This window comes from Pseudomonas sp. NY8896 (assembly GCF_039634505.1).
Window position 1 is genome coordinate 4891792 of sequence record NZ_CP132350.1, and the last position, 16128, is coordinate 4907919.

Annotated in this window: 14 protein-coding genes; 4 read left to right on the plus strand and 10 right to left on the minus strand. The window is 63.2% G+C overall.

Annotated elements, in window-relative coordinates; genetic code table 11:
• Positions 1-13 precede the first annotated feature (13 nt).
• Positions 14-1630: a methyl-accepting chemotaxis protein gene (locus tag Q9451_RS21985; protein WP_012271326.1), complete on the minus strand. Its 1617-nt coding sequence runs from the start codon at positions 1628-1630 to the stop codon at positions 14-16.
• A gap of 170 nt (positions 1631-1800) precedes the next feature.
• Positions 1801-3564 (minus strand): ABC transporter transmembrane domain-containing protein, encoded by a 1764-nt coding sequence (locus tag Q9451_RS21990; protein ID WP_041166434.1) that lies wholly within the window; start codon positions 3562-3564, stop codon positions 1801-1803.
• Between the two features lie 209 nt (positions 3565-3773).
• On the opposite strand from Q9451_RS21990, the gene Q9451_RS21995 reads away from it, so the two are divergent.
• On the plus strand, positions 3774-3947 hold the full coding sequence (locus tag Q9451_RS21995; RefSeq protein WP_012271324.1) for a PA1571 family protein: 174 nt from the start codon (positions 3774-3776) through the stop codon (positions 3945-3947).
• A 59-nt stretch (positions 3948-4006) separates the two neighbouring features.
• On the opposite strand, the gene pdxB is transcribed toward Q9451_RS21995, so the two are convergent.
• From pdxB to rlmM, 3 genes are all read right to left on the minus strand, one after another.
• On the minus strand, positions 4007-5149 hold the full coding sequence (gene pdxB, locus Q9451_RS22000) for a 4-phosphoerythronate dehydrogenase PdxB (RefSeq protein ID WP_012271323.1): 1143 nt from the start codon (positions 5147-5149) through the stop codon (positions 4007-4009).
• Between the two features lie 60 nt (positions 5150-5209).
• The gene (gene tusA, locus Q9451_RS22005) at positions 5210-5452 is read right to left on the minus strand and encodes a sulfurtransferase TusA (RefSeq protein WP_012271322.1); all 243 of its coding nucleotides are present in this window, start codon (positions 5450-5452) and stop codon (positions 5210-5212) included.
• An 825-nt stretch (positions 5453-6277) separates the two neighbouring features.
• Complete coding sequence (gene rlmM, locus Q9451_RS22010; RefSeq protein ID WP_012271321.1) at positions 6278-7342, minus strand: 23S rRNA (cytidine(2498)-2'-O)-methyltransferase RlmM; 1065 nt, start codon at positions 7340-7342, stop codon at positions 6278-6280.
• 224 nt (positions 7343-7566) lie between these two features.
• Between rlmM and acnA the strand changes: the two genes are divergently transcribed.
• A complete protein-coding gene (acnA, locus tag Q9451_RS22015; protein WP_012271320.1) occupies positions 7567-10308 on the plus strand; it encodes an aconitate hydratase AcnA in 2742 nt (913 codons plus the stop codon).
• 161 nt (positions 10309-10469) lie between these two features.
• Entirely contained in the window at positions 10470-12035 is a 1566-nt protein-coding gene (locus Q9451_RS22020; RefSeq protein WP_012271319.1) for a PAS domain-containing methyl-accepting chemotaxis protein, read from the plus strand.
• A gap of 87 nt (positions 12036-12122) precedes the next feature.
• On the opposite strand, the gene Q9451_RS22025 is transcribed toward Q9451_RS22020, so the two are convergent.
• The 5 genes from Q9451_RS22025 to Q9451_RS22045 form a co-directional block, all read right to left on the minus strand.
• The gene (locus Q9451_RS22025; RefSeq protein ID WP_012271318.1) at positions 12123-13007 is read right to left on the minus strand and encodes a pseudouridine synthase; all 885 of its coding nucleotides are present in this window, start codon (positions 13005-13007) and stop codon (positions 12123-12125) included.
• 51 nt (positions 13008-13058) lie between these two features.
• Entirely contained in the window at positions 13059-13367 is a 309-nt protein-coding gene (locus Q9451_RS22030; RefSeq protein WP_012271317.1) for a hypothetical protein, read from the minus strand.
• A 65-nt stretch (positions 13368-13432) separates the two neighbouring features.
• Positions 13433-13864 (minus strand): D-Ala-D-Ala carboxypeptidase family metallohydrolase, encoded by a 432-nt coding sequence (locus Q9451_RS22035; RefSeq protein ID WP_012271316.1) that lies wholly within the window; start codon positions 13862-13864, stop codon positions 13433-13435.
• Positions 13865-13971: 107 nt separating this feature from the next.
• Positions 13972-14211: a glutaredoxin family protein gene (locus Q9451_RS22040; RefSeq protein ID WP_012271315.1), complete on the minus strand. Its 240-nt coding sequence runs from the start codon at positions 14209-14211 to the stop codon at positions 13972-13974.
• Positions 14212-14284: 73 nt separating this feature from the next.
• On the minus strand, positions 14285-15493 hold the full coding sequence (locus tag Q9451_RS22045) for an ammonium transporter (protein ID WP_012271314.1): 1209 nt from the start codon (positions 15491-15493) through the stop codon (positions 14285-14287).
• 313 nt (positions 15494-15806) lie between these two features.
• Here Q9451_RS22045 and Q9451_RS22050 point away from each other — a divergent pair, with 313 nt between their 5' ends.
• Entirely contained in the window at positions 15807-16121 is a 315-nt protein-coding gene (locus Q9451_RS22050; protein WP_012271313.1) for a YqjD family protein, read from the plus strand.
• The last annotated feature ends 7 nt before the right edge of the window (positions 16122-16128 follow it).

The following is a 16128-nucleotide window of genomic DNA, read 5'->3' on the forward strand; positions in this document are numbered from 1 at the left end:
CCCCTTTCCAAGGTCAGGCGCTCAGGCGCGAGGTGACTTCGCCCAGTTGCCCCGACAAACCATGCAGGCGATGCCCCGCCTGCTCGGTATGCTGCACCGCTTCCTGGTTGGCCGTGGCAATGCGGGTAATCTCGATCAGGTTGCGCGAGATATCGTCGGCTACGCTGGTCTGCTCTTCAGCTGCTGTGGCGATCTGCCGGTTCATATCGCGTATCGCCTCCACAGCCTGGGTGATACGTTGCAGCATCTGCCCGGCCTGCTCGACCTGTTCAGCCCCTTCCTGGCTTCGCTGCTGGCCGCTTTCGATGGCCTTCACCGCCTCCACCGCCCCAGACTGTACCGCTTCGATGATCTGGTTGATTTCGGCAATCGACGCCGCCGTGCGCTGGGCCAGGCTGCGCACCTCATCGGCGACCACCGCAAAGCCGCGCCCGGCTTCACCAGCACGGGCCGCCTCGATGGCCGCGTTGAGCGCCAGCAGGTTGGTTTGCTCGGCAATGCCACGAATCACTTCCAGCACTTTGCCAATGCGCGTGCTGTCATGCTCCAGATCGCGGATCACCGACGCCGTGCCAGCGATTTCACGGTTGACCACACCGATGATGTCGATGGTCTGCTGCATCACCTGCTCGCCCGCCTGGGCGCTGTGGTCGGCGTCATCCGCTGCACGGGCTGCCTCGGCGGCGTGGCGAGCCACCTCCTGTGCGGTGGCGGACATCTCGTGCATGGCCGTCGCCACCTGGTCGGTACGCTGGAACTGGTCATGAGTACCGCGAGCCATGTCGCCGGCAATACTGCGCAACTGGCCACTGGCGCCTTCCAGCTCCTGCGCGTTGTCCTGCAACCGGCCAACCGTGTCGGCCAGGAAATCGCGCAGGGTGTTGGCCGCCCGCGCCAGCCGCCCCAGTTCGTCCTCACGGCGGCTGTCGACCCGGGCGGCAAAGCGGCCTTGGCTGAGTTGCGCAACATACTCGATCAACTGGCGGATCGGCTCGATCAGGCTGCGATTGACCAACCACAGGCTAAGCAGCCCCACCAGCACCGCAGAAGCCAGCATCACCAGCAGGCCCAGCCATACCGTGCGCTCGGCGCTGGCGCTGATGCTCATCGCACGCTGGCGGGCATCGGCACGCAGTTGCTCGACCAGTTGGCTCATCTGCTCACTGGCGGCGCGATCCACGCCCTTCACCGCCTGGTCGCCTGCTACCGGGTCGCCACCTGCGGCAAGGAAGGCCTGCCGCCCCTGCGCATAGGCCTGGCCCAGCTGGCGGTGGCTGTCGCGCAATTGCTGTAGTGGCTCCTTGAGCCTGGCGTCGCTGCTGTCGATTAGTTGCCCGAGCAATTGTTGCACCTGCTGCTCGCGGGCCTGGAACTGCTGCCAGTACTTGTCCATCTCTGCCGGTTGGCGCCCGCGCAGCAGCACGTTCTTCCATTCCTGCACCTGGATCTTGAACTGCAGGTTGGCTTCGTCAATCAATTGCGAGGCCCGCAGCGGCCCGTCCACCAACTCGGCGTAACCACGCACGCTGGACGACAGAAACTGGAAACACACCAGGGCGATCAGCAGCATCGCCACCACGCTGCCGCCGAGCAGCGAGAGAATTTGCACTCTGAGGGATTTACGCAACATCGAGGGTCTCGGAACCAGAGGGGTAGGCTGAGGCCGCTGTACAGCCCCATTACTGGCAGGCCAAAAAAAGGCTGCCATCAAGCAATGGCAGCCAGGTCAAGCACTTACGCAACAGTTGAGGCAGATACTCTCAGGCAATTACTACAAAAATATTACAAAGCCGCGACAAGCTAACCGGTGGTGAACTGCAGCGCTGCCAGCCGCGCATACAGCGGGCTTTCCTCGATCAACTGACGGTGAGTGCCCACCGCCACTACCCGACCCTTGTCGATGACCGCGATGCGCTCGGCATGCTGCACCGTGGCCAGACGATGGGCGATCACCAGCGTGGTGCGCCCAGCCATCAGGCTGGGCAGCGCTTGCTGGATCAAGTGTTCGCTTTGCGCGTCAAGGGCACTGGTGGCTTCGTCCAGCAACAGGATCGGCGCATCGACCAGCAATGCCCGGGCAATCGCCAGGCGCTGACGCTGCCCGCCGGAAAGCCCTATGCCGCCTTCCCCTAGCGGTGTCTGGTAGCCCTGCGGCAGTTGTTGGATAAACGCGTCAGCGTGGGCACCGCGAGCTGCGGCTTCGACTTCAGCCAAGGTTGCCTCGGGCCGGCCATAACGGATGTTGGCCTCTACCGTGCCACGGAACAGCGACGGGTTTTGCGCCACCAGGGCGAACTGCCGGCGCAGTTGGTCAGGATCGAATTCGGTAAGCGCCTGGCCATCGAGCAGAATGCGCCCTTGTTGGGGGTCGTAGAAGCGCAGCAACAAATCGAATAGGGTCGACTTGCCTGCCCCCGAGGGGCCGACCAGCGCTACGGTCTGCCCGGGCTCGATGGCCAGGCTCAGGCCATCCACTGCCGCCACCGTGGGCCGTGACGGGTAGGCGAACACCACCTGCTGCAGCTCGATACGCCCGCTGGCCCGCTGCTGTGGTTGCGCCTGTACCACGGCGGGCGGCAGGATCGCACTGTGCGCCGCCAACAGTTCGGCAATGCGCTCGGCCGCACCTGCGGCGCGCTGCAGCTCGCCAATCACTTCGCTGAGCGTACCGAAAGCGCTGCCGACGATCAGGCTGTAGAACACGAATGCAGCCAGTTCGCCTGCGGAAATACGCCCGGCGATCACATCCATGCCCCCGACCCACAGCATCACACCCACCGCCCCCAGCACCAGCACGATCACCAAGGTGATCAGCCAGGCACGCTGAGCAATTCGCTTGCGGGCCACAGTAAACGCCGCTTCGACTGTGCCGGCGAACAGTTCGCGGTCGTGCGCCTGGTGGTTGTAGGCCTGCACGGTCTTGATCTGCCCAAGCGTCTCGGCCACGTAGCTGCCTACATCGGCGACCCGGTCCTGGCTTTGCCGTGACAGGCTGCGCACCCGACGGCCGAACAGCAGAATCGGTGCCAGCACCAGCGGCAGGGCCACCACCACGATGCTGGTGAGCTTGGGGTTGGTGATGAACAGCAACACCACGCCGCCAATGACCATCAGCGCGTTGCGCAGGAACATCGACAGCGATGAACCGATGACCGATTGCAGCAGGGTGGTGTCCGCTGTCAGCCGTGACTGGATCTCGGAGCTGCGGTTGTCTTCGAAAAAACCTGGGTGCAGACCGATCAGGTGGTCGAACACGGCACGACGGATATCGGCCACGCAGCGCTCACCAATCCACGACACCAGGTAGAAACGGCTGAAGGTGCCCACTGCCAGGGCCAGCACCAGCACCAGGAATAGCCCGATGGTCTGGTTGAGCTGGTGCGCGGAGCGCGTCATGAAGCCCTGGTCCACCAGCAAGCGGATACCCTGGCCCATGGACAACGTAATGGCGGCGGTAACCACCAAGGCCAGCAAGGCCAGCAGCACTTGCCGACGATAGGGGCGAACGAACTGCCAGGCCAGGCGCAAGGCACGGCGTTGACGTGGGGAAACCGATTCGGGCATGGCGACGACCACAATGCTGGGGAAACCGCAGACTACCATTCATCCCGAGCGGGGGAATGGCTTCAGGGTGCTATAACGCATTGGTCTAAGCAGATGATGGAGCTTTCACAGGGTTTCTGTTGGACTGTTGCTGCCGTGACACAGAAGCTGTCACAGGCCAGTCACGGCACAAGGCTACCCTGAGCTCGAACCTGAAGAGGAGACAGTGCATGAGCTTGCAGCATGGCAGTGACAACCAGAAGCCCCAGACCACTCAGCAATCACAGGTATGCGGTTCGATCATCGACGCCAAGGGACGTGAAGTGCCCATCACCGAGCAGATGATCCAGCAGGCCTGCAAGGCCCTGGAAGAAAGCCGGGGCGAGCGCGTACGCAAAGGTTGATCGGCGAATTTTTTGCAACCCGGCGCTTGCGCCGGGTTTTTATTGCTCGGCAAGGTCGCTTAGACCAACGCCCCACCCAAGGCACTGACCAACTGCGCCAACTGCGGCGACTCCCCGCGCAAGCGCACTGCCAGCCCCTCGATTTCGCGCCGTGGCGGATAGTGCTTGCGCAACTGGTCGAACGCTGCTCGCTGTAACTGCGGGTCATCGCTCAGGCTACGACGGAAATCGGCATCGTCGCGGCGCGGGTCGTACACGGCGCGGCACAGGGTGGCCAGCGCCCAGGCCGGGTCGGTACTGGCATCCAGTTCGACCTGCGCCAGTGCTGGCCGGGGCAACAGGTCGGCCAGTTGCACCTGCTCGTCTACTCCCAGGAAGCGGCAAAGCGCCTGGTAGATCTGTGCCGTGCCACGTTGGCGACCATCGAGGCTGTAGCCGGCAATGTGTGGCGAAGCCAGGGTGCACAGGTCGGCCAACTGCAAGTCGACCTGCGGTTCACCTTCCCACACATCCAGCACCGCATGCACGTCTTCGCGGTCCAGCAGCAGCTCGCGCAGGGCGATGTTGTCCACCACCGGGCCACGGCTGGCATTGACCAACCATGCCCCAGGGCGCAACTGTGCCAGCTGCGCCGGCCCCAGCAGGTGCCAGGTGGGGTGTTCGCCGCCGCGCTGCAATGGGGTGTGCAGGCTGATCACATCACACTGCTGCACAATGGTTTCGAGGCTGACGTAGTCTCCACCCTCGGCGGCTTGGCGCAACGGGTCGCAGACCAGCACCTTCCAGCCCAGCCCGTGCAGTACCCGCACCAGGCGCCCCCCCACCTCTCCCGCGCCCACAACGCCGTAGACGCGTTCGGCCAGCGCTACGCCATCCAGCTCGGCCAGGGTCAGCAAACTGCCCAGCACGTAATCGACCACGCCCCGGGCATTGCAGCCCGGCGCGCTGCTCCAGGAGATACTGGCTTGGGCAAAGTAGTCCAGGTCCAGGTGATCGGTGCCGATGGTGCACGTGCCGACAAAGCGTACACGGCTGCCTTCGAGCAGTTGGCGGTCGACTTTGGTCACCGAGCGCACCAGCAGGATATCGGCGTCCTTGACGCTGGCGGCATCGAGGCTTCGGCCGGGGTAGCGGCGAATTTCACCGAAACCCTGGAAGAAGGCATCGAGCAGCGGGATGTTCTCGTCGGCAACTATCAGCATGGCGCTCTCCTGTCTGGGGAACGCAGTGTAGGCGGTACGCCGGGCTTGATCCAGAGCGATTCAGTCGGCTTTTTTGCGGATCCAGTACAGGAACGTGCCGGCGTCTTCTTGCTGCTGTAGCAGCTCATGGCCGAGGAAGTTGCAGAACTTGGGAATGTCGCGGCGTGTCGACGGGTCGGTGGCGATGACCTTGAGCAGGCCGCCGGCGGCCAGGTTACGCACGTGCTGGTGCAGCATCATCACAGGTTCCGGGCAGTTCAGGCCGGTGGCATCGAGGACGGCGTCGGGGGTGAAATCGGTCATGGGGGGCTCCGAAAATGATCGTTATTGTCGCGCATAGCGCGACGCGGTCCAAGCACCGCTTACGAATCGCGCTACGCGCCCGCTCTCCCTCGCCTCGCTCTTGATCTTGATCTTGATCTTGATCTTGATCTTGATCTTGATCTTCGCGACTTCAGGAGGCCGAACGCAGGCCTTGCGGAGGGAGGTGACGGGCATGGATGCCCGTCAAGCGCTGGGCCCCAGGATGGGGCCTGCAGCGCGGTCCTCCCGGGAGCAAGGCCGGAGTGAGGGAACCCCGGAGCGCAGCGTAGGGGCCGGATGATGGGAGCGCAGCGTTTTTTGGTTACTTTTTGTCGCGTTTGACAAAAAGTGACTCGCCGTAAGGGCGAAAAGGTGAGTCAGTGTCGCCATCGCAAACGGACTGTGCGCCAAGTCAAAACAGACAAACTCTGCTTCTTGCTTCTTGGATGTGGGCCTTCACACCAAGTAAACATTCATTCACGCAGGTGGCGCAAAGTCACCTTTCCGCCCTTACGGCGGGTCCCTTTTTGTCGTGGCAAAAAGGAACCAAAAACCGTCCGCTCCCATCATCCGGCCCCTGCGCTGCGCTCCGGGGTCCCCTCGCTCCGGGCTTGCTCCCGGGAGGACCGCGCTGCAGGCCCCATCCTGGGGCCCAGCGCTTGACGGGCATCCATGCCCGTCACCTCCCTCCGCAAGCCCTGCGCTCGGCCTCCTGAAGTCGCAACCTGCGTCGCCTGGACTATCGCGCGCTTAGAAGCAAAAGCCGAAGCAAGAGCAAAGAGCAAAGAGCAAAGAGCAAAGAGCAAAGAGCTAGGCGCGCTGTGCTTAGCGCGGTTTCAAATCAAGCCGACGCAGGTGACAAGTCACTTCCTCCCGGTCGTGATACAGCTGCTTGCAAGCAATCGACACCCGAATTTTGCGTGCCTTGAACGTCGCCTCCATGCGGTCGAGCAGCCGCCGTACTTCGGCATAGCGCTGCTTCATCGGCAATTTCAAGTTGACCACCGCCTCGCGACACAGTCCCTCCCCCAGCCAGGTCTCGATCAGTGAGGTAGTACGCGCCGGCTTCTCGACGATGTCGCACACCATCCAGTCCACCGGCTGCTTCGGCTGCCAGGTGAACCCATCAGCCATCAGGTGCTGAACCAGCCCAGTATCCATCAGGCTTTCGGCCATCGGCCCGTTGTCGATCGCCGTCACCAACATGCCACGGCGCACCAGCTGATAGGTCCATCCCCCCGGCGAGGCCCCCAGGTCGACGCCGGTCATGTCATCACCCAGGCGCTGTTCCCACTGCTCACGCGGGATGAACTGATGCCAGGCTTCTTCCAGCTTGAGGGTCGAACGGCTAGGCGCCTCGCGGGGGAACTTCAGGCGCGGAATCCCCATGGGCCACAACGCGCTGTTGTTGGCTGGGGCAACACCGACAAAGACCCGCCGGCCACTGATGAAGCTGAGCAGCAAGCGCGGCCGACTGGCATCGTCGACCAGCCGGCCGGCCTTCTCCAGCGCCTTGCGCAACGGCACTTCGAACTTGCGGCAGAAGGTGGACAATTCCTTGCCTTCATTGCTGTCCAGCACCTCCAGCCACAGGCTGCCGAACACCGGGAAATCGGCCAGCTGCGACAGCAGCACACTGATGCGGTCAGTTTCCGGCAGCTCGACAAAACCACCACGGGCCCACTGCCGCGGGAAAATCAGCTGGTTGAAGCGCAGCTCCCCCATCAACCGCTCGGCACCGCCCTCCTCGCTGCAGACAAACTCGGCGCTGGCACTTTGCGGCTTGCTTTTGGCATAGCCGGAAACACCCAGGCGGGCGGCATGTTCGCTGATTTCGGCGCAAACCTCACCCTCGAAACCGGGCCGGCAATGCATGAACAGGGTATTCATTTCTCACTCCACTACGGCTGGCGCACCACAGGCGCCGGCAGGGCGGCGATGATAAAGGAAGTTCGGAACCTGCGACATGCCCCGCCGGTCCAGAAAAGGGTCAGTTAGGCGAAACCGGTCTAACCTGACCATTCAGCCAGGTCCGTGCCGTGCGGACCGATACAGAGCGGTGCTACCGGCAAACCGTGAGTAGTTGCCGGGCACCGGTGCAGAAGGAGTTGGCAATGCCCTCGCTCGATAGCCTGAACACGCTCAAGCCCCTCAAGGTCGGTGACCAGACCTACCACTACTTTAGCCTCACCGAGGCCGCCCGCCAGCTGGGTGACCTGCAGCGCCTGCCCATGTCGCTGAAGGTGCTGCTGGAAAACCTGCTGCGCTGGGAGGACGGCCATACCGTCACCGGCGACGACCTGCGCGCCCTCGCCCAGTGGCTGGGCGAGAGGCGTTCCGACCGCGAAATCCAGTACCGCCCGGCGCGGGTGCTGATGCAGGACTTCACTGGTGTACCGGCCGTGGTCGACTTGGCCGCCATGCGCGCCGCCATGGCCAAGGCCGGTGGTGACCCACAACGGATCAACCCGCTGTCTCCGGTAGACCTGGTGATCGACCACTCGGTGATGGTCGACCGCTACGGCACGCCGCAAGCCTTCAGCGAAAACGTCGACATCGAAATGCAGCGCAATGGTGAGCGCTACGCCTTCCTGCGCTGGGGCCAGAGCGCCTTCGACAATTTCCGCGTGGTGCCACCGGGCACCGGCATCTGCCACCAGGTCAACCTGGAGTACCTGGGCCGCACAGTGTGGACCCGTGAGGCCGACGGCCGCACCTATGCCTTCCCCGACACCCTGGTCGGCACCGACTCGCACACCACCATGATCAACGGCTTGGGCGTGCTCGGCTGGGGGGTCGGTGGCATCGAGGCGGAGGCCGCCATGCTCGGCCAGCCGGTGTCGATGCTGATCCCCGAAGTCATCGGCTTCAAGCTGACCGGCAAGCTGCGCGAAGGCATCACTGCCACCGACCTGGTGCTGACGGTGACGCAGATGCTGCGCAAGAAGGGCGTGGTGGGCAAATTTGTCGAGTTCTACGGCGACGGCCTGGCTGAATTGCCCCTGGCCGACCGCGCGACCATTGCCAACATGGCCCCGGAATACGGCGCCACCTGTGGTTTCTTCCCGGTCGACCAGGTCACCCTGGACTACCTGCGCCTGTCGGGCCGCCCCGAAGCGACCGTACAGTTGGTCGAGCAGTACTGCAAGGCTCAAGGCATGTGGCGCTTGCCCGGCCAGGAGCCGTTGTTCAGCGACACGCTGGCACTGGACATGCACGAGGTCGAGGCCAGCCTGGCCGGGCCGAAACGGCCGCAGGACCGCGTGGCACTGGGCCAGGTCAGCCAGGCCTTCGACCATTTCATCGAGCTGCAACCCAAACCACTGGCCAAAGAAGTTGGCCGCCTGGAAAGCGAAGGCGGCGGCGGTGTGGCAGTGGGCAACGCCGACCAGGCCGGTGAGATCGACTACAGCCATCAGGGCCAGACTCACACCCTGCGCGATGGCGCCGTGGTGATTGCCGCAATCACCTCGTGCACCAACACGTCGAACCCCAGCGTGATGATGGCTGCCGGGTTGGTGGCGAAAAAAGCGCTGGAAAAAGGCCTGCAACGCAAGCCCTGGGTCAAGAGCTCGCTGGCGCCGGGCTCCAAGGTTGTCACCGACTACTTCAAGGCAGCCGGGCTCACGCCTTACCTCGACCAGCTTGGTTTCGACCTGGTCGGTTATGGCTGCACCACCTGCATCGGCAACTCCGGCCCGCTGGACGAAGCGATCGAGAAGGCCATCGGCAGCGCCGACCTCACCGTGGCCTCGGTGCTATCGGGCAACCGCAATTTCGAGGGCCGCGTGCACCCCCTGGTCAAGACCAACTGGCTGGCTTCGCCGCCGCTGGTCGTGGCCTATGCGCTGGCCGGTAGCGTACGCATGGACCTCACACGTGATCCGCTGGGCACCGGCAAAGACGGCCAACCTGTGTACCTGCGCGATATCTGGCCCAGCCAGCAGGAAATTGCCGAAGCAGTGGCCAAGGTCGACACGGCAATGTTCCACAAGGAATACGCCGAAGTGTTCGCAGGTGATGCGCAGTGGCAGGCCATCGAGGTGCCACAGGCCGCCACCTACGTGTGGCAGGCTGACTCCACCTACATCCAGCACCCGCCGTTCTTCGACGGCATCGGCGGGCCGCCACCAGCCATCGCCGACATCCACGGCGCGCGGGTGCTGGCGCTGCTGGGCGACTCGGTGACCACCGACCACATCTCCCCCGCTGGCAACATCAAGGCCGACAGCCCGGCCGGGCGCTACCTGCGCGAACAAGGCGTAGAACCACGCGACTTCAACTCCTACGGCTCGCGGCGTGGCAACCACGAGGTGATGATGCGTGGCACCTTCGCCAACATCCGTATCCGCAACGAAATGCTGGGGGGGGAAGAAGGCGGCAACACCTTGCACGTGCCCACTGGCGAGAAGTTGTCGATCTATGATGCGGCCATGCGTTACCAGCAGGAAGGCACCCCGCTGGTGGTGATCGCCGGCCAGGAATACGGCACCGGCTCGAGCCGCGACTGGGCAGCCAAGGGTACCAACCTGCTGGGTGTCAAAGCCGTGCTCGCAGAAAGCTTCGAGCGTATTCATCGCTCCAACCTGGTCGGCATGGGCGTGCTGCCGCTGCAATTCAAGGCCGGGAACGACCGCAAGCAGCTGGGGCTCACCGGCAAGGAGCAAATCGATGTGCTGGGTTTGAACGGCACGCAGATTCGCCCGGGCATGAGCTTGCCCTTGCGCATCACCCGCGAGGATGGCCAGCAGGAACAGATCGACGTGTTGTGCCGGATCGATACCCTGAATGAAGTGGAGTATTTCAGGGCCGGGGGCATTCTGCATTATGTGTTGCGTCAGCTGATTGCTGGCTGAGGTGCCTGGCTGAAGATATGCAGCGCCTGTGAAATCGAGCGCCGCCCGCGCGGCGCTCGATTTCACAGGCGCCATAGCTCCAACGACGCTCCATTAAATAATCATTCAATAAAACCAGCCGCTTGCCGATAACCGTCCAAAGCCCTGCGGACTATCAACCCATGCGTAACAACCAGCCGATTACCCAGAGAGAACGGACTTTCCCTGCCCAGCAGCGGTTGATCTCCACCACCAACGCCAAGGGCGTGATCACCTACTGCAACGATGCCTTCATCGAAATCAGCGGTTTCACCCGCGAAGAGCTGACGGGCGCGCCGCACAACCTGGTACGCCACCCCGACGTGCCGGCTGCAGTGTTTGCCCACATGTGGCAAACCCTCAAGCAGGGCCAGCCATGGATGGGTATCGTCAAGAACCGCTGCAAGTCTGGCGACCATTACTGGGTCAACGCCTACGTCACACCCATCTTCGATAACAACCAAGTTGTCGGCTTCGAGTCGGTGCGAGTCAAACCCACCGCCGAGCAGATCCGTCGCGCCGAAGGCCTGTACCAGCGCATCAACCAGGGCAAGCCGGCCGTACCTCGCAGGGACAAGTGGCTGCCAGTGCTGCAGGACTGGCTGCCGTTCATCCTCATCAGCCAGGTAGGCTTCCTGATCGGCAACTGGCTGGGCCATTCCTGGGGCTTTGCCCTGGCTGCCGGGCTATCCGTGCCCTTGGGCCTGCTCGGCCTGAGCTGGCAGCAACGCGGCCTCAAGCGCCTGTTGCGTCTGGCCGAACAGACCACTTCCGACCCGCTGATCGCACAGATGTACACCGACAGCCGTGGCGTGCAGGCGCGCCTGGAAATGGCCATGCTCAGCCAGGATGCCCGCATGAAAACCTGCCTGACCCGCCTGCAGGACAGTGCCGAGCACCTCAGCGACCAGGCGCGTCAGTCCGATGCCCTGGCGCACAAGAGCTCCTCGGGGCTGGAACGCCAGCGAGTGGAGACCGAGCAGGTTGCCGCTGCGGTAAACCAGATGGCCGCCACCACTCAGGAAGTGGCCAACCACGTGCAGCGTACTGCCGACGCCACCCAGGAAGCCAACCGCCTGACCAGCCAGGGCCGGCAGATTGCCGGGGAAACCCGCGAGGCCATTGAACGCCTGTCGGCGGCGGTGGGCGAAACCGGCCAGACGGTGACGCAACTGGCCAAGGACAGCGATGAAATTGGTGGCGTGGTCGACGTGATCAAGGGTATCGCCGACCAGACCAACCTGCTGGCGCTGAATGCGGCCATCGAAGCGGCGCGTGCCGGTGAAATGGGCCGCGGCTTTGCCGTGGTAGCCGATGAAGTGCGCCAGCTGGCCCAGCGCACCGCCGAATCCACCGGGCAGATCCACGGCCTGATCGCCAAGTTGCAACAAACCGCCAGCAATGCCGTGCTGACCATGGAAACCGGCCACCGCCAGGCGCAGGAAGGTGTCGACCGGGTGATGCAGGCTGACGAAGCATTGGTGGGGATCAGCGAAGCGGTGGCCAACATCACCGACATGGCCACCCAGATTGCCGCAGCGACCGAGGAGCAGACCGCAGTGGCTGACGAAATCAGCCGCAACATCAGCACCATTGCCGAACTGGCCGACCAGACCGCCGAGCAGGCGCAGCACTCGGCACTGCTGAGCGAGGAACTGACCAGCACGGCAGGGAGCCAGTATTCGTTGGTGGAGCGGTTCAACCGCTGATTGCAGCAGGCTTGCACCGTCCCTGTAGGAACGCCCTTTCGCGACACAAGGCTGCCTGCAGGGACCGCGTAAGCCCGGCTTGCTGCGTTACCAGTCCAACTGCAAGCGGCTTTCGAAAAAGCGCTCTTCGCCGCTTAGCGGGTCCTCGAAACGCAAGCTGTGCGCCAACAGTTTCAGCGGTCGCTGATAGTCATCTTCTTCGTTGCGCAACTGCGGATAGAAAGGGTCGTTGCTGATCCCCGCCCCCAACGCTGCCATGTGCACGCGTAGCTGATGGGTCTTGCCTGTCACTGGCGACAAGCCATAGCGCCACAGCTCACCGTTCTTTTCCAGCACTTGGGCCAGGGTTTCACTGTTGGCCTCGCCCTCAACTTCGTGCATGCGAAAAAACGGCTCGCCATGCACCAGGCGGCTTTTGTGCACAAGTGGAAATGCATGCTGCGGCAGGGCAGCGGCAATGGCCTGGTAGCGCTTGTCGATACGCCGCTCGGGGAACAGTCGCTGGTAGGCGCTGCGGCTTTGCGGGTTGGCAGAAAACAGCACAAGCCCTGCGGTGTGCCGGTCAATGCGGTGCAACGGCACCAAATGTGGGTTGCCCAGACGACGGATCAGTCGGCGCAGCAAGGTCTGCTCGACATACTCACCCGTCGGCGTCACCGGTAGGAAATGCGGTTTGTCGGCCACCACCAAGTGCTCGTCCACATGCAGTACCACCTCCTGCACCGGGATTGGCCGTTCGTTCGGCACTTCGCGGAAGTAGTGCAAACGCATGCCACGCTTGTAAGGCAGCTCGGCGGAAACCGCCTGCCCCTCGGCATTCAGCACCCGGCCACGGGCAAAGCGGTCAAGCCACTGGGCGCGGTCGATGGCCTTGAAATGGTCACACAAGCAATCGAGCACTGTCGCCCAGTTGCCGGGTGGCAGGCACACCGTGCTGGCTTGCTGGCGGGCGGGGTCGAAAGGCGTGGTCATGGCAAGGCTCGTAACGTTCACGGCCGCGCATTATCGCCCAAGCCCGCGCCCTCAACCAGCCTCGGCCACTGCCTCGCTGCGTTCCTTCAGCCAGCGCAGCACCTGCACAGGTTCCCAGCGGCCAGGGTCATAGAGGGCATAGAGCAACCCCTGGTAGCCCACCACATCCAGCCCCCGGTGATAACCCGCACGCTGGAACAAGGCCTCGATCTCGGCGAAGCAGGTATTGAAGTGGACCTTGCCGAACGGCGTGCGGTCGTCGGTCACCAGGCCTTCGAGGCGCAGTTCCAGAACGGCGTCGGCCACCCGCTCCACGGGCATGCGGTTGACGCTGTACTTGAGTTGCTCGACGTTGAGCATGGTTTCACCTCAATACTGTATTTATATACAGCATACGAACATACCGTTGCTGCCGTCAATGCGCTTCATTGCAGCCCCGCCAGGTAGCCGCTCCCTTTGCGTATGGTCAGCACCTGTCTACGCGGCGTGTCTCGCGCCACTGACAGATGCACCCACTTGTCGAATTCCAGAATGAGTTGATCGAAGGGCACGCCACTTTCGCTGATCCGCCGCACGGTCTCACGCGGGCTGACCTCGACCACCGTGAAGTCCGCCGCCAGCCCTTGCACATGCTGGCTGCTCACGGCACCGCCGATCAGCCGGTTGACCTTTTCGCTGCGATAGCCGCTGCTGACAATGATGGGCGCGTCGAACAGTGCACGTACCTGCTCCAGCGCACAGCACAGCAACAGCAGGTTGGCCCTGGCTTCAGGGGGTGGGGTGTTATCGAATCCGTCCCTGGCGGCGAGCTGGGAAACGGTCATTTCATCGAAGGTGAAATGGGGAGTGATCAACATGGCGAGCGATTCCGATGATGGAGAAGGTCTGGGCGCCAGTGCGCCGGAACCTGATCATCAGCTCGCTTCACAGACCATGGAGTAGGGTTGCAACTCCTCTGCGGCCTTCATTGCCCAAGAAAGGCCACCACCTGTTCGGCATCGAACGGCCAGTGCAACTCGGCGCTGTTGTCGCAGCGCCGCAGCACCGGAATGATCAAGCCATAGCGCTCGAACAAGGACTCGCTCTCGGCGATGTCGACCAGTTCCACCAGCAGGCCGTGATCGACGAAAGGCATCAGCACAGCCTCGGCCACTTCGCACAGGTGGCAGCCGAGGGTGCCGAACAGTTGGCATTCAGGCAGCATGGAGCAGATCCCGGTTTGGCATGCAGAGAAACCTATTCTAGGTCTGTCGCGCCCGTCATGCACCTGACCTGGCTCAATCCTGGCTGGTGGCGCCAATACGGTGCAACGACAAGTCCGCGCCCTGGAACTCCTGCTCATGGCTCAAACGCAGGCCGTGCAGCGCACGAATTGCCCCGTACACGGCAAAGCCACCGACCAAGGCCACCAGCACGCCCATCAGGCTGCCCAGCAGTTGGCTGACCAGGCTGACACCCCCCATGCCGCCCAACGCCACCTGGCCGAAGATGCCGCAGGCAATGCCACCCCACACACCGCACAAGCCGTGCAATGGCCACACGCCGAGTACGTCGTCGATCTTCCAGCGGTTCTGCGCTGCGGTGAAGGTCCAGACGAACAGCGCACCCGCCACCAGGCCCGTGGCCAGTGCGCCAATCGGGTGCATCAGGTCGGAGCCGGCGCAAATTGCCACCAGCCCGGCCAGCGGCCCGTTGTGCAGGAAGCCCGGGTCGTTGCGCCCGGCCAGCAGGGCCGACAGTGTGCCGCCGACCATGGCCATCAGCGAGTTGATCGCCACCAGGCCGCTGACACCCTGCAAGGTCTGGGCGCTCATGACGTTGAAGCCGAACCAGCCGATGATCAGGATCCACGAGCCCAGTGCCAGGAAAGGAATGCTCGACGGCGCAAACGCCACCAGCCGCCCATCGCGGTAGCGCCCACGGCGCGCACCCAGCAACAGCACCGCCGCCAGCGCCAGCCAGCCGCCCATGGCATGCACCACCACAGAGCCGGCAAAGTCATGGAACGGCGCGCCGAAGCGTGCTTGCAGCCAGGCCTGCACGCCCAGGTTACCGTTCCATACCACACCCTCGAAGAACGGGTAGACGAACGCCACGATCAACGCCGTGGCACACAGCTGCGGAACGAAGCGCGCCCGCTCGGCGATACCACCCGAGATGATCGCCGGGATCGCCGCCGCGAAGGTGAGCAGGAAGAAGCACTTGACCAGCGCATAGCCATGGTCGGCAGCCAGGGTCGCCGCTGGCTGGAGGAAGTTGACCCCATAAGCGATCCAGTAGCCTATAAAGAAGTACACCAGCGCTGAAATGGCAAAGTCGCTGAGGATCTTCGACAAGGCGTTGACCTGGTTCTTGTGGCGCACCGTGCCCACTTCGAGGAACGCGAAGCCGGCATGCATGGCCAGCACCAGAATGGCGCCCATGAGTATGAACAGGGTGTTGGAACCGTGGACCAGGGAGTCCATCGCGCTGTGCATGTTTTCCATGAAATAGGCAGACCTGCTGAAAAGGCACCAGGACAGTTCAAGAACCTGCATCCCTGCACCGAATCGGTGCCAGCCCCCTGCCCTGCTTCGGTGAGCCGGGCGAAGCCTGCGTGGTTTTTTCTTGGGTTTGTCGTGGATTGGGTTAAGGTTTATCGGTATTCGCTGCGTATGGCGCCCTGAAACGGCGCAAAACCCGCCAGAGGCGCCCCGCAACGTGGCAAAGGCTTAGCAAGGCCCATACCAGCACCGGCACTTGAACCTTCCACGCGTGCTGTTACTCGAACTACCAACACTCATCGACAGGGAGAGACCCATGGCCAGCAAATCGGCAAAGACTGCACAAGAGATATTGATGGCTGACTTCCAGGCCTTGGTGCGCGACACCGAGAAGCTGCTGGCGGACACCGCGAACCTGGCCGGAGACCAGGCCGACGAATTGCGCGAACAGATTCACGACCGTCTGGCCCAGGCCCGCGAAACCCTGCAACTGACCCAGGACTCGGTGCGTGATCGCGGCCAGGCGGCGCTGGGCAGCGCCGAGCAGTACGTACAGGAAAACCCGTGGCAGGCGATCGGCATCGCGGCCGGCGTCGGCCTGTTGATCGGCCTGCTGGCCAACCGGCGCTAAGGGGTTC